Raw genomic sequence first — 13,328 nt, 5'->3', positions numbered from 1 at the left:
GGACTCAGGCGGTCAGACCCTCGGGCTCTGCCAGCCCATTGGCGCGGCAGCAAGCGGTCAGGGTATTGGCCAGAAGACAGGCGATCGTCATCGGACCGACACCACCCGGAACCGGCGTGATCGCCCCCGCAACCGCGGCGGCAGAGGCGTAATCGACATCGCCGACCAACACGGTCTTGCCATCCCGCTCGATCCGGTTGATGCCCACGTCGATCACGGTGGCACCCGGCTTGATCCAGTCGCCCGGCACCATTTCGGGGCGGCCCACGGCAGCCACGACGATATCGGCGCGGCGACAGACATCGGCCAGATCCTTGGTCCGGCTATGCGCGATGGTGACGGTGCAGCTGTCCCCCAAGAGCAATTGCGCCATCGGCTTGCCCACGATGTTGGAACGGCCCAGCACCACGGCATCCATCCCCGCAAGCGAGCCGTGATGATCGCGCAGCATCATCAGACAGCCCAGCGGCGTGCAGGGCACCATGGATTTCTGGCCGGTGCCCAAGAGACCCACGTTGGAGATGTGAAACCCGTCCACATCCTTGGCCGGATCAATGGCGTTGATCACCAGATCGGAATCGAGATGTTTCGGCAGAGGCAATTGCACAAGGATGCCATGAACGGTCACGTCCTTGTTGAGCCGGTCGATCAGCGCCAGAAGATCGGCCTCGGATGTGCTGGCATCCAGTTTGTGCTCATATGAATTCATGCCCACTTCAACGGTCTGCTTGCCCTTGGAGCGGACATAGACCTGACTGGCCGGATCCTCGCCCACCAGCACCACCGCGAGGCCCGGCGTGATGCCGTTTTCCTCTTTCAGGCGCGTTACATGCGACGCCACCTTGGCGCGCACCTCTGCGGCAAAGGCCTTGCCGTCGATCACTTTAGCCGTCATTCACAGCCCTTTCCTCGTGCTTGAACTATTCCACGCATAACGCGTAGCGCCGCCCAAGGCAGGATACCCCGGGCGGCGCTGATGGGTTTTGGCTTAGAACAGGCCTTCGATCTGACCTTCGTCGTTGAGACGGATCGTCTCGGCGGCGGGTTTGCTGGGCAGGCCCGGCATGGTCATGATCTCACCGCAGACCACCACGATGAAGCCAGCACCGGCCGACAGGCGCACTTCGCGGACAGGCACGGAGTGGCCGGTGGGCGCACCGCGACGGTTCGGGTCGGTGGTAAAGCTATACTGCGTCTTGGCCATGCAGACCGGCAGATTGCCATAACCCTGCGCTTCCCATTCCTTGAGCTGGCTGCGGATCTTCTGATCGGCCAGAACCTCGTCGGCGCGATAGATGCGCTTGGCGATGGTTTCGATCTTCTGGAACAGCGGCATGTCATCGGGGTAGAGGGGCGCGAAATTGGCATTTCCGGCCTCGGCCACTTCGACCACCTTGCGCGCCAGCGGCTCAGAGCCTTCCGAACCCAGCTCCCAGTGGCGCGACAGCACCGCCTCGGCGCCATGGTTGGCGACGAATGCCTTGACCGCGTCGATCTCGGCCTCGGTGTCGGTCACGAAATGGTTGATCGCCACGACCACCGGCACGCCGAAGGATTTGACGTTCTCGATGTGACGCCCAAGGTTCGGACAGCCCGCCTTGACCGCCTCGACATTCTCGGCGCCCAGATCGGCCTTGGCCACGCCGCCGTTCATCTTCATCGCGCGCACAGTGGCCACGATGACCACGCAGTCGGGCGCAAGACCGGCCTTGCGGCACTTGATGTTCATGAACTTTTCAGCCCCGAGGTCGGCACCAAAGCCCGCTTCGGTCACAACGTAGTCGCTGATCTTGAGCGCGGTGGTGGTGGCGATCACCGAGTTGCAGCCATGCGCGATATTGGCGAACGGGCCACCGTGGACAAAGGCCGGGTTGTTTTCCAGCGTCTGCACGAGGTTCGGCTGCATCGCGTCCTTGAGAAGCACGGTCATCGCGCCTTCGGCCTTGATGTCGCGGCAGAACACCGGGCTCTTGTCGCGGCGGTAGGCGACGATCATCGCGCCAAGACGCTCTTCGAGATCCTTGAGGTTCTTCGACAGGCAGAGGATCGCCATGACTTCGGAGGCGACGGTGATGTCAAAACCATCTTCGCGGGCGAAACCGTTGGACACACCGCCCAGCGACGAGGTGATCTGACGCAGCGAGCGGTCGTTCATGTCGACCACGCGACGCCACACGACGCGGCGGGTGTCGATGTTCTGCTCGTTGCCCCAGTAGATGTGGTTGTCGATCATGGCGCTCAGCAGGCTGTGCGCGCTGGTGATGGCGTGGAAGTCGCCGGTGAAGTGCAGGTTCATGTCCTCCATCGGGACAACCTGCGCATAGCCGCCGCCAGCAGCGCCACCCTTCATCCCGAAGTTCGGCCCAAGGCTGGCCTCGCGGATGCAGACGGTGGCCTTCTTGCCGATGCGGTTCAGACCGTCACCCAGACCAACGGTGGTCGTGGTCTTGCCCTCGCCCGCCGGGGTCGGGTTGATCGCGGTCACGAGGATCAGCTTGCCGTTCTTGTTGCCCTGAACCGAGTCGATGAACTTCTGGCTGACCTTGGCCTTGTCATGGCCGTAGGGCAAAAGATCGTCGTTCGAAATGCCCCGCTTGGCACCGATTTCCTGAATCGGTCGCTTCTTGGCCTCCCGCGCAATCTCGATGTCGCTCTTGTAACCCATAGTCGTTTCCTTCCCTCGTCTGTTGGGCTTGATCTGACCACGGTGATAGCCAATTCTCGGCATCCCACAGCATGCGAATCCGACACATGGACCTGTGGTTGCGGCGGATCACCACAGGCGACACCGGATCGAAACACGAAAACGGGGGCTCAGAGCAACGTACCGCGGGCGCGCGCAAGCTCGGACCAGACCGGCTGATCGGGAATGTGCAGGCGCAGCATCTGGCCCAGGGCAAGCCGCCCCTCCCGTTCGACCCAGGCCGTGATGCCACGCCGCCCGAGCGCCGCGCGTTTGAACTTCGCGCCGAAACCGGGGGCGTGGGCCTCGATCACCTCGGCGGGCAGGTGGCAAGGGCGGTTTTCCATATCCACCACCAGCGTCACCCCATCCGGCCCCTGCAGGCGCGAGGACGGAGGCAAGTGGCTGAGGTCGGGTATCCCCTCCAGCACCAGCGACGCCCCAAGCCATGCGGGATCAAGCAGCTTGAGCCCCATGGCGGCGGCGATGGCGGTCATGTCCTCGACCGACAGCACCGAGAATTGCCGCGTATTGCGGATTTCCGTGCCTCTGGGATGCTGAGAGATCACGCGGCTACAGGACGGGCGCGTGAGGCCCGCGTGTTCTTCGCCCGCGACACCGGCAAAGGTCGCATCCACTGCGTCAAGCGGCTCTGCCGCCAGCGTCGTCTCCCGCTCGGCCACGCGGCCCAGCCAGGTGATTCGACCGTAATAGTCGGTTGGCATCAATGCAGGCATGGCTCGGTGCCCCGTGTCCTGTTGGTGAATTCTTCTTGGTGAAAATACTCGCCCCGCAGGGCCACTCAAATTCCGGGTCAGACGGTGAGGGTAAAGAACATGCGGCGGAACGGGAAAAGCACAGTGCCATCGGCACGCACCGGATAGGCGCTGTGCATCACCTCTTCATAGCGGCGGATGAGGTCTGTCTTTTCGTCCGGGTCGAGCGCGGCCAGAACCGGGCGGGCATAGGTGCTTTCCGTATAGCGGCGCACCGGGTGGCTGCCGGGTTCGGCGGTCAGGCGCTGGTAATAATCGGTTTCCCAGAGGCGGAATTGACCCAGAGGGGCGAGCAGCTCTTCGTACTTGATCGGAGACATGACACCGGGGGTGCCCATTTTCTCGACCCGCCCGGCAAACAGCTCCTCGGCCAGAGAGAGCCAGACACGGTGCGAGGGGGCCTTGTTCTGATGCGGCATCTGCACGGCCAGCGTGCCGCCCTTGCCCAGCATGCGCACGAGCTTTGGCATCAAGGCCTCGTGATTCCCGACCCAGTGCAGCGCGGCGTTTGAATAGATCAGGCCCGGCGCGCGGCGCGGCATCCATTCGGCAATATCGGCCTGTTGCAGCGCGTCATATCCCATGCCCTGCGCCTTTTCGAGCATGGCCGGGCTGCCATCGACCCCGACAAGGTTGCGGTTGCCCGCGCGGGCGCGCAAGGCCTCGGCCATCACGCCATTGCCGCACCCCAGATCGACCACATCGCCCGCGCCCATCTGGCCGACCGCGTTCAACAGATCAAGTGCGGGCCGCAAGCGCTGATCCCGGAACCTGGCATAGGCTCCGGGATTCCAGTCCTGTTTGGTTTGCGATGTGCTCACGTCGAGGGCTCTGGCTCCATCCCGCCGTCGCCGGGGGTGGATTTCGGCTTGGTCTTGGGAATGGCGGTGACAGAGGGCTTGGTCGCCTCGGCATTGCCGTCGTCGTCATCGCCCGACATGGGCGGCTCGCCGCGCATGACCCGCTTGATCTCGTCGCCGGTCAGGGTCTCGTACTCCAAGAGGCCCTGCGCCAGACGTTCCCAATCCTCCTGGCGCTCGGTCAGGATCTTCTTGGCGCGGACATAGGCCTCGTCGATCAGGCGCTTGACCTCTTCCTCGATCAGCTCCTTGGTATGTGCGGAAATCGAGAAGCCACCGGCGCCATTGCCCATGTAGCCTTCGTGCGCCTGCTCATAGTCGATATTGCCGACCTTGTCGGACATGCCCCAGCGCATCACCATGGCGCGGGCCAGGCCGCTGGCCTGCTGAATATCGCCTGCCGGGCCGTTCGACACGTTATCCTCGCCGTATTTGAGGATCTCGGCTGCCTTGCCCGCCATGGTCATCGCCAGCTTTTCCTCGCACTCGGAGCGGTGCCAGTTCAGCCGGTCGATCTCGGGCAGGCTGACGACCATGCCCAGCGCGCCACCGCGCGGGATGATCGTGGCCTTGTAGACGGGATCGCATTTCGGCAGGGCCAGACCCACGACGGCATGACCCGCTTCGTGATACGCGGTCTTTTCCTTTTGATCGTCGGTCAGCACCATAGACCGGCGCTCGGCCCCCATCATCACCTTGTCCTTGGCATTCTCGAAATCGACCATGGTGACAAAGCGACGGCCGACGCGCGCCGCCATCAGCGCCGCCTCGTTGACGAGATTGGCAAGGTCCGCACCGGAAAAGCCGGGCGTGCCACGCGCGATCAGGCGCAGGTCCACATCGGGACCAAGCGGCGTCTTGCGGGCATGGACGTTGAGGATCTTCTCACGGCCCTTGATGTCGGGGTTGGGCACCGTCACCTGACGGTCGAACCGGCCGGGGCGCAGAAGCGCGGGGTCAAGCACATCCTTGCGGTTGGTCGCCGCGATGATGATCACGCCTTCATTGGCCTCGAACCCGTCCATTTCCACAAGCAACTGGTTCAGCGTCTGCTCGCGTTCGTCATTGCCACCGCCATAGCCCGCGCCACGATGGCGGCCCACGGCGTCGATCTCGTCGATGAACACGATACAGGGTGCATTCTTCTTGGCCTGCTCGAACATGTCGCGCACACGGCTGGCACCGACACCCACGAACATTTCCACAAAGTCGGAACCGGAGATGGTAAAGAACGGCACGCCCGCCTCGCCTGCGATGGCGCGTGCCAGCAGCGTCTTACCCGTGCCCGGAGGGCCGACAAGCAGCGCGCCCTTGGGGATCTTGCCGCCAAGGCGGCTGAATTTCTGCGGGTTGCGCAGGAATTCCACGATTTCCTCAAGCTCTTCCTTGGCCTCGTCGATGCCAGCCACGTCATCAAAGGTGACGCGCCCATGCTTTTCGGTCAGCATCTTGGCCTTGGATTTGCCAAAGCCCATGGCACCGCCTTTGCCGCCGCCCTGCATCCGGTTCATGAAATAGATCCACACACCGATCAGCAGCAGGAAAGGCAGAAGCGACACGATGAAGGTCTGGAACCCCGACTGCTGCTGGCTTTCGGCCTTGACCGGGATGCCCGCGTCGATCAGGCGTTGGGTGATCTCTGCATCCTCGGGCTTGATCGTGGCATAGTCCTGGCCATCCGACCCGCGATAGCGCACGGTTTCGCCATCGAGTGTCACCTGGCTCACGCCGCCGCTGTCAACCGCCGCCACAAAATCGGAATACGGCACCGCGCGGCTCTGGAGGGTGTTGCCCGACCCGCTGAACAGGTTGAACAGCGCGAGGATCAACAGGAACAGCACCAGCCAGAAGGCAATATTTCTTGCGTTACCCAAGGGTTCTCTCCCAAAATTCGTAGTCCCGTGCGTCTAGCACAGGGCGTCCTGATCATAAATAGAGATCACGGCCCTATCTTCAATGAGATAATAGCGACATGAGCAGATTGTCCCGATCCGGGCAAAGGCGCAGCGACCAGCCATTCGGCCAGCCCATCAGCGGTGCCGCGATCAGGGTTTCGCCCTGCCAGAGGCCGGGGGCGGCAAGGGCAGAGGCATGCGGCAAGCCACCCAGGCGCCAATCGGGACAGGCCCGTAAACCATCGGGGCCGAGGGCGGCAATCTCGACATCGGGGGTGGCCGGGCCGATGGCCTGCCAGCGATTGTCCCAACGGGCGGTTGCGGGCGTGCGCAACGCGCGGACAGCGGCATATTCCCGCGCAAGACGCAGCTGCCCCGCCTTGGCAGGCAAAAGAAGACACCCGTGCAAGGTCATGGTGCCCCCCGCGCGGGCCGCGTGGACAAGCGACTGAAGCGCCGCACCGCGCGGTGGATAATCGCCACCCGCCAGCCAGTGCAGAGCGGCCTGCATCAGACGGCGGGCGATTTCCTCGGGCAGGGCGGCAAAGCCGATCTGGTCGATCAGAATATCCCCGGCCTGCCCGCGCAAAAGGCTGCGCGCGGCTGTTTTCACGGAGAAATCCAGCGCTGTGCGAACCTCTGACAGGGTGCGCGCGACATCGGCCAGCGTCGCGGCATCCAGGTCCAGAGGGCCGAGCGCCGCGAGAACCTGCCGCGCGCGGGGGCGCAGATACGCGGTGTCGTCGTTGGTGGGATCGTCAACCCACGACTGCCCAAGGGCGCGCAGATGCGCCCGCAGGCGCGCGCGCGTCACATCCAGGAGCGGACGGTGAAACGTCACGCCCGCTTGGGTCCAGCGCGGGCGCATCGCCGCAAGACCGTCCACACCCGCGCCCCGCGCCAGGCGCATCAGAAAGGTCTCGGCAAGGTCGTCTTGCGTGTGGCCGATGGCGATGTCCTGCAGCCCATGGGCCTGCGCCCAGTCCACAAGGAGCGCGTAGCGCGCGCGCCGCGCCTGATCGGGCAGGTTTCCGGTGCCATCCCAGCCTTGCCACTTCAGCGTATCGTGCGGGATACCGAGCCGGGCGCAGATCTGCTCTACCTCTGCCGCCTCTCGCGCGGAACCTGGGCGCAACCCGTGATCGACGGTGACGGCGGCCAGGCTGGGGCCGCCCACATGCTGCCAGTCGTGCAGAAGATGCAGGAGCGCCAGCGAATCGCTGCCGCCGGACACCGCCACGCCCAGCCGCAGCGGAACATGCCCCGCGAAATGCGCCGCGAGGCTGGTTTGCAACGGCGCGGCAGGCGGGGTCACGAACAGCCCAGGCGGCCCATCTCGGATTGCGCGGAAGAGACCGCCGCCGCCGTCGGATAGCGCGCCGCGACCTGTCCCAATGTCACGCAGGCCTCTTCGGTCTGGCCCAGACGGCCCAGCGCGCGGCCAAGACGGAACAGCGCCTCGGGGGCCTCTGGGCCGTCCGGCGCGGCGCTGAAACTGTCGAGATAGGCGCGCGCCGCCTCGCTCTGCTGACCGGCGGCCTCAAGCGCCTCACCACGCAAGAGACCTGCCCGTCCGGACAAGGGGCTGCCCGGATAGGTCGACAGGAATGTCGCGAAACCCGCCGCCGCTTCGGTATGATTGCCGGCCTGCAACGCCGCCTCGGCCCGGTCGAAATCGTCACGCTCGCCAATGGCCAGCTGCGGGCTGTCGCCGGTGCCCGCCTGCGGAATGGTGGGAAGCGGTGCGGCCCCGCCACCTGCCGTCACCGGATCGACGCCACCCAAGGTGCTCCCCGGTTCCAGCGTGGCAATGTCACAGCCCGGCTCCAGTTCGCAGAGGCGGAACTCCAGATCGCCCACGCGGTTGGTGCCATCAGACACCACCCGGTCGATCCGGAACTCCAGCTCTTCGGTCTTGGAGGTCAGGCGCTGCACCTCGCTTTCGATCGCGTTCACGCGGTCCACGAGAGAACCGCCGCCGCTGAGTTGCCCCGCGGCGCCAGTGGTGCTGAGTTCGCGCTTGAGATGCTGCAAGGTGACGAACAGCACCGACAGTTCCTGACGGATGTCGGCTAGCGTCTGATCCGTCTGCGCCACCGCATGATGCGGCGCGACCAAAAGACCAGCGGCCAGAATGAACGCGAAACGGCGCATGGTGCGGCCCCCTTTCCTAGGTTAGCTGCCCAGCCCGGCGGCCAGCACGGTCACGGCGCGCCGGTTCTTTGCATAGCACGCCTCGTTGCTGCAAATCTCGATCGGGCGCTCCTTGCCGTAGCTGACCACACGCAGGCGGTTGGGCGAAACACCGCGACCGATCAGATATTCCTGCACCGCGTTGGCGCGACGGGCGCCGAGGGCAAGGTTGTATTCGCGGGTGCCCTGTTCGTCGGCATGGCCTTCGATCACGGCGGTAAAATCGCGATTGGTCATCAGCCAATTGGCCTGACCGTCGAGCGTGACCTGGGCCTCCGAGCCGAGCGTGGATTGATCGACGGCGAAAAGCACGCGGTCGCCCACTGTCTGCTGGAAATAGGCCGGCGAACTCGGGTCCTGCGCGGACCCGGCAAGGCCGGCGCCCGCGCCGTTGTTGAGATCGACGGCATTGCCATCATCAAAGCGGTTGGGATTGGTGCAGGCGGCCAAAGCCAGCCCCGCACAGAGGATCAGTGTCTTGCTCAGATAGGTCATTTTAGCCCCGTTCGTGTCTGCCTTGGCCTGTCATATCACAGCCCGCGTCCCAAGGAAACGCGGGCCTTGTGGGTTCAATTCTGAAGCGGCGACCACGAAGGATCGCTTGCGCCGGTGCTGGTGGGCACCTGCTTGAGGTTCCGGCCCGTGATGTCGACCGAATAGAGGCTCGCCTGCCCCTGCTCGCCCTGTGTTTCGCGGGTGAACATGATGACGCGGCCATTGGGGGCCCATGTCGGGCCTTCGTCAAGGAATGAGGCGGTCAAGAGACGCTCTTCGCTGCCATCGGTCCGCATGACGCCGATATGAAAGCGGCCCTTGGATTGCTTGGTAAAGGCCACGAGATCGCCGCGCGGCGACCAGACGGGCGTGCCATAGCGCCCCTCACCAAAGCTGATGCGCCGCGCCTCGCCACCGCCTGCCGACATGATGTAGAGCTGCGGCGTGCCGGAGCGGTCGCTCTCGAACACGATCTGGCTGCCGTCGGGGCTATAGCTGGGCGCGGTTTCGATCGACGGGGCGGTGGTCAGCCGGGCACTGGCGCCGCTGCCGATATCCATGGTGTAGAGATCGGTATTGCCACCTTGGGTCAAGGAATAGACCACGGTGCGCCCGTTGGGTGCAAAGCGTGGCGCAAAGCTCATGGTGGCATCCTGCGTGGGCAATTCACGACGCCCGACATTGGCCACGTCGAGCACGTAGATGCGCGGAAAGCCGGTTTCATAGCTGGTATAGAGCACCCGGTCGCCAGTGGGCGAAAAGCGAGGCGCCAGAACGATGCTGGTGCTATCGGTCAGATACTGCACATTGGCCCCGTCGTAATCCATGATCCCCAGACGCTTGGCGCGCTGATCCTTGGGGCCGCTCTCGGCGACAAAGACGACGCGGCTGTCGAAATAGCCGCCTTCGCCGGTGATCCGGCTATAGACCTGATCGGCGACCTTGTGGGCAATGCGCCGCCAGCCGTCCTGCGTGCCGACAAGCTGCTGGCCCGCGCCCAGTTCCTGACCGGAAAAGACGTCATAGATGCGAAACTTGGCCACGATGCGCCCGGCCCCGTCGGTGCTGACCGCACCGGTGATCAGCGCCTGCGCATTGATCGCGCGCCAGTCGGCATATTGCACCGGGCTTTCAAAGCTGGTGATCCGGCTGATATGGGCGGCGTTCGGGATCTGGCGAAACAGGCCGGTGCCGGTCAGGTCAGCCGCGATCACGCTGGCAATGTTGCGGCCAAGTTCCTGGCCCGCGGCACTGTCAGAGACGAAATCAGGTACGGCAAATGGCATCGGCTCGATCACCCCTTCGGTGATCTCGATCCGAAGCGGGCCGTTGCCCTGCGCCAGAGCGGGCATGGCCCAGAGCGTGAGGGCCGCAAGGAGGGTCATCGTAAAGCGCATCATTTGATCCTCATACTCTCCGGGTTGAATGTCATTTCGATGTCACGCCACTGGTCGTATTTTTCCGGCGGCAAATTGAATCCATTGGCCCCGCAGCGGATGATCGCCCGGCGGGCAGCCTCGAACGCCTGACGTGCCGCAGCATCGCCACCGCCCGAAAAACTGTCCATCCGGATCGACCCATTGTCCGGCTTGCCATCCTCACCCATGCGGACGGAAACCACAACCGTGGTGCCCAGCGCCTCGGTGCTGAGCGAGCCCACATTCCAGCATTGCTGTACCGCGACGCGGAGTGCGTCTTTCTCACCAGAGGTGAGCGGCGGGCCGCTCGGGGCGGTGTTCGTGTTCTGGCTCGTGCCAAGGGCGGCGGCAAGCGCGTCATTGACGGCGCTCTGATCGGTGGCGGGGGCCGCGGGTTTCGGGGTCTCGGCCGTGGCCGGTTTCGGGGTCTCGGCGGGCGCGGGTGTCTCTGCCTGCTGCACGGGCCGCGCGGGGCGCGGCTTGGGGCGCAAGGAAGAGGTGGGGGCTGCGTCTTTCGACTCTTCCGCCTCGGTCACGATCTCGGTTGCGGCCTCTTCCTGGGCCGTGGCCTCGGCCGGTTCCTGCGGCACCTCCGCGCCCTCATCGGGCGCGACCTCGGGCTGGGCCACCTCGTCGATACGCACGTCAGGCTCTGGCGGGGCCACGGCCTCGGGGGCGACGCGGGGCGCGGGGCGCGGCTTGGGCCGGGGCGAGACCTCGGGCACCACAACGGCCACATCCTCTTGCGGAGGCTCAAGCACGGGTGCCGTATCCGTCACCTCGGCGGGCGCGGGCGGGGTGATCTCGGTGACATCCGGCGCGGGATCGGGCGGCGCGGTCTCCTGCGCGGGGGGCGGCGTGCTCTCGGGCGGGGTATCAGGGGTCGAGGCAAGCGGCGGCGCGCTATCCCCCGGTGCGGGCGGCTCCGGCGTATCGACATTGGCAACGGCCTCGGGCGCGCTCTGGCGTGCGAGCAACGCCGCGAATTCCTCGGTGGAAATGGTCGTGGCCTCCACCACCTCGAAAGGCGGCGGATCAGAGCGGAACACGCCCCCAAAGAGGGCCCAACTGATCAATGCCAGATGGCCCGCGCCAGATATGATCTGTCCGGTGTTCACCAGATGCGCCCCTAGCCACCCTGCCCGTCAAGCGCCGGACCGCCGGCATCCGTCACAAGCCCGATATTGGCAAAGCCGCCGTTGTTCAGCGCACCCATGACCTGCATCACGTCCTGATACGGCACGGCCCCATCTGCGCGCAGGAACACGCGGGTGCTGTCGCGCTCTGTCGCAATGGCGCGCAGGCGGGCGACCAGCTCTTCACGCGGCACCTCGGATGTCTGGATCATCACGATACCCTCGGCCGTAACAGTGACGGTCAGCGGTTCTTCATCCTCGCCCGGTAGCGAATTGGCGGCGGTCTTGGGCAGTTCCACGGGCACGCCCACCACCATCAGGGGGGCGGCCACCATGAAGATGATCAAAAGCACCAGCATCACGTCCACAAAGGGCGTGACGTTGATTTCGGCCATCGGGCGCGAGCGTCCGCGCCCGCGCCTGCGACGCCCCTGATCGCCTGATTTCTGAACGACACCCGCGCCCATGGTCTAGCTGTCCAACTGGCGGCTGAGAATCGTGGCGAATTCGTCGGCAAACGCCTCGTATCCCGCGACGATACGGTCGGCATCGGCGCTGAGCTTGTTGTAGAAGATCACCGCCGGAATGGCCGCGATCAGACCAAGACCCGTGGCCAAAAGCGCCTCGGCAATACCGGGGGCCACGACGGCGAGATTTGTGTTCTGCTGCTCGGCGATCTCGATGAACGCATGCATGATGCCCCAGACCGTGCCGAACAGACCGATGAACGGCGCGGTCGAGCCAACGGTTGCAAGCACCTGAAGCCCGCTCTGGAGCCCTTCGGCTTCCTTGGCGATGGCCACATCCATACTGCGATCAATCCGCGCCGTTGCCCCCGCGATGAGATTGCCGTCGTTGCGGTGACTGCGTCGCCATTCCATCATGCCAGCGGCGAATATCCGTTCAGATTGCCCGGCAGGGTCTGGGCCGATTTCATCGAAAAGACCATCGAGCGGCTCGCCCGACCAGAAGCGACGATCAAAGATTTCGGCCTCGAGCCGCGCCTTGCGATAGATGATGATTTTCTGAATGATGATCGACCAGGCCCAGAACGAGGCCACGATCAACATGAACATCACCAGTTTGACGATAAGGGTGGCGCGCGCGAATAGCGCCCACATGGAGAAATCTATCTCCTGTGCCAATGCCAGGGTATCTGCTTCCATTTGCCTGCTCTTTGTATCTCTGACCGTTTTTCGGCCTTATTGCGGTCGAAACTACCCTATTTGAAAGGGGAAAGCCAATACCATCCACAGGCTCACGCGGGTTTGACGCGATATTCGCGTATAGATCAGGCGGATAATTGCCGGAGCGCCTCAGCTCTGCGCTGCGCGCAACCCCAAAGGCAGCTTGGCGGGGCGGCCCGACCGCGAGAGACAGGCAATGGTCACTTGTGCCGAAAAGATCATGTCGGGGCCACGCAGGACCCTTTGCTCCATCACCAGACGCGCGCCCGTGACGGCAACAGTCCGGGTTTCGACCGTGAGCACATCGTCAAGCCGGGCCGGGGCAAGGTAATCCGCCTCGACCCGCCGCACCGCGAAAACCAGACCCTCGGTGTCGCGCAGCGCGTTCTGGTCGATGCCCATGTCACGCACCCAGGCGCTGCGGGCGCGCTCGATATACTTGAGGTAATTCGCGTGATACACGATCCCGCCCATATCGGTATCCTCATAATAGACGGTTACGACAAAGACATGCGCGGGCGTGGTCACGGGCTGATCCTGTTTACTGTGCAATTGCAGCAAAGCATCCTATGCCCCTGCGTTCAAGGGTCGCGGTTTCACGAGGTGGAAAATCATGAAATGCCGGGTTGTGGCGCGGCGATGCCGCCGTATATTACGCTGGATCAACTGAAACGGCACGAAAAAT

Annotated in this window: 13 protein-coding genes; all 13 read right to left on the bottom strand. The window is 64.2% G+C overall.

Features of this window, described 5'->3' with window-relative positions:
• Positions 1-4: 4 nt before the first annotated feature.
• Positions 5-895, bottom strand: coding sequence for a bifunctional methylenetetrahydrofolate dehydrogenase/methenyltetrahydrofolate cyclohydrolase FolD (gene folD / locus MVC20_RS18405; RefSeq protein WP_297544058.1), 891 nt, complete (start codon positions 893-895; stop codon positions 5-7).
• A gap of 93 nt (positions 896-988) precedes the next feature.
• Complete coding sequence (locus MVC20_RS18400; protein WP_297544056.1) at positions 989-2,665, bottom strand: formate--tetrahydrofolate ligase; 1,677 nt, start codon at positions 2,663-2,665, stop codon at positions 989-991.
• Between the two features lie 149 nt (positions 2,666-2,814).
• Positions 2,815-3,420 carry a sulfurase gene (locus MVC20_RS18395; protein WP_297544054.1) on the bottom strand — a complete coding sequence of 202 codons (606 nt, stop codon included), beginning with the start codon at positions 3,418-3,420 and terminating at the stop codon, positions 2,815-2,817.
• A gap of 77 nt (positions 3,421-3,497) precedes the next feature.
• Positions 3,498-4,214, bottom strand: a complete 717-nt coding sequence (locus MVC20_RS18390) for a methyltransferase domain-containing protein (protein WP_297544242.1) — start codon at positions 4,212-4,214, stop codon at positions 3,498-3,500.
• Between the two features lie 62 nt (positions 4,215-4,276).
• Complete coding sequence (gene ftsH / locus MVC20_RS18385) at positions 4,277-6,193, bottom strand: ATP-dependent zinc metalloprotease FtsH (RefSeq protein WP_297544052.1); 1,917 nt, start codon at positions 6,191-6,193, stop codon at positions 4,277-4,279.
• A 79-nt stretch (positions 6,194-6,272) separates the two neighbouring features.
• Positions 6,273-7,529 carry a tRNA lysidine(34) synthetase TilS gene (tilS, locus tag MVC20_RS18380; RefSeq protein ID WP_297544050.1) on the bottom strand — a complete coding sequence of 419 codons (1,257 nt, stop codon included), beginning with the start codon at positions 7,527-7,529 and terminating at the stop codon, positions 6,273-6,275.
• The gene (gene ybgF / locus MVC20_RS18375) at positions 7,526-8,368 is read right to left on the bottom strand and encodes a tol-pal system protein YbgF (protein WP_297544048.1); all 843 of its coding nucleotides are present in this window, start codon (positions 8,366-8,368) and stop codon (positions 7,526-7,528) included. The genes tilS and ybgF overlap by 4 nt, the downstream gene beginning before the upstream one ends.
• 21 nt (positions 8,369-8,389) lie before the next feature.
• Entirely contained in the window at positions 8,390-8,902 is a 513-nt protein-coding gene (gene pal / locus MVC20_RS18370) for a peptidoglycan-associated lipoprotein Pal (RefSeq protein WP_037276364.1), read from the bottom strand.
• A 74-nt stretch (positions 8,903-8,976) separates the two neighbouring features.
• Positions 8,977-10,302, bottom strand: a complete 1,326-nt coding sequence (tolB, locus tag MVC20_RS18365) for a Tol-Pal system beta propeller repeat protein TolB (protein ID WP_297544046.1) — start codon at positions 10,300-10,302, stop codon at positions 8,977-8,979.
• Positions 10,299-11,438 (bottom strand): energy transducer TonB, encoded by a 1,140-nt coding sequence (locus MVC20_RS18360; protein ID WP_297544044.1) that lies wholly within the window; start codon positions 11,436-11,438, stop codon positions 10,299-10,301. The genes tolB and MVC20_RS18360 overlap by 4 nt, the downstream gene beginning before the upstream one ends.
• An 11-nt stretch (positions 11,439-11,449) precedes the next feature.
• Positions 11,450-11,923 (bottom strand): protein TolR, encoded by a 474-nt coding sequence (gene tolR / locus MVC20_RS18355; protein WP_037276359.1) that lies wholly within the window; start codon positions 11,921-11,923, stop codon positions 11,450-11,452.
• Positions 11,924-11,926: 3 nt separating this feature from the next.
• The gene (tolQ, locus tag MVC20_RS18350; protein ID WP_037276358.1) at positions 11,927-12,622 is read right to left on the bottom strand and encodes a protein TolQ; all 696 of its coding nucleotides are present in this window, start codon (positions 12,620-12,622) and stop codon (positions 11,927-11,929) included.
• Positions 12,623-12,772: 150 nt separating this feature from the next.
• Entirely contained in the window at positions 12,773-13,171 is a 399-nt protein-coding gene (gene ybgC, locus MVC20_RS18345; RefSeq protein ID WP_297544041.1) for a tol-pal system-associated acyl-CoA thioesterase, read from the bottom strand.
• Positions 13,172-13,328: the final 157 nt, after the last annotated feature.

Origin of the sequence: Roseovarius sp., from assembly GCF_027019125.1 — a bacterium.
Taxonomy (GTDB): Bacteria; Pseudomonadota; Alphaproteobacteria; order Rhodobacterales; family Rhodobacteraceae; genus Roseovarius.
Note: the sequence above shows the minus strand (reverse complement) of the source record. Positions and strands in the feature narration are given on the sequence as shown.

Excerpts from the sequence above, each read along its gene's own strand:
- tolQ (WP_037276358.1), bottom strand. The coding sequence starts at position 12,622 with ATGGAAGCAGATACCCTGGCATTGGCACAGGAGATAGATTTCTCCATG.
- pal (WP_037276364.1), bottom strand. The coding sequence starts at position 8,902 with ATGACCTATCTGAGCAAGACACTGATCCTCTGTGCGGGGCTGGCTTTG.
- tolR (WP_037276359.1), bottom strand. The coding sequence starts at position 11,923 with ATGGGCGCGGGTGTCGTTCAGAAATCAGGCGATCAGGGGCGTCGCAGG.
- tolB (WP_297544046.1), bottom strand. The coding sequence starts at position 10,302 with ATGATGCGCTTTACGATGACCCTCCTTGCGGCCCTCACGCTCTGGGCC.
- folD (WP_297544058.1), bottom strand. The coding sequence starts at position 895 with ATGACGGCTAAAGTGATCGACGGCAAGGCCTTTGCCGCAGAGGTGCGC.
- MVC20_RS18395 (WP_297544054.1), bottom strand. The coding sequence starts at position 3,420 with ATGCCTGCATTGATGCCAACCGACTATTACGGTCGAATCACCTGGCTG.
- ybgF (WP_297544048.1), bottom strand. The coding sequence starts at position 8,368 with ATGCGCCGTTTCGCGTTCATTCTGGCCGCTGGTCTTTTGGTCGCGCCG.
- MVC20_RS18400 (WP_297544056.1), bottom strand. The coding sequence starts at position 2,665 with ATGGGTTACAAGAGCGACATCGAGATTGCGCGGGAGGCCAAGAAGCGA.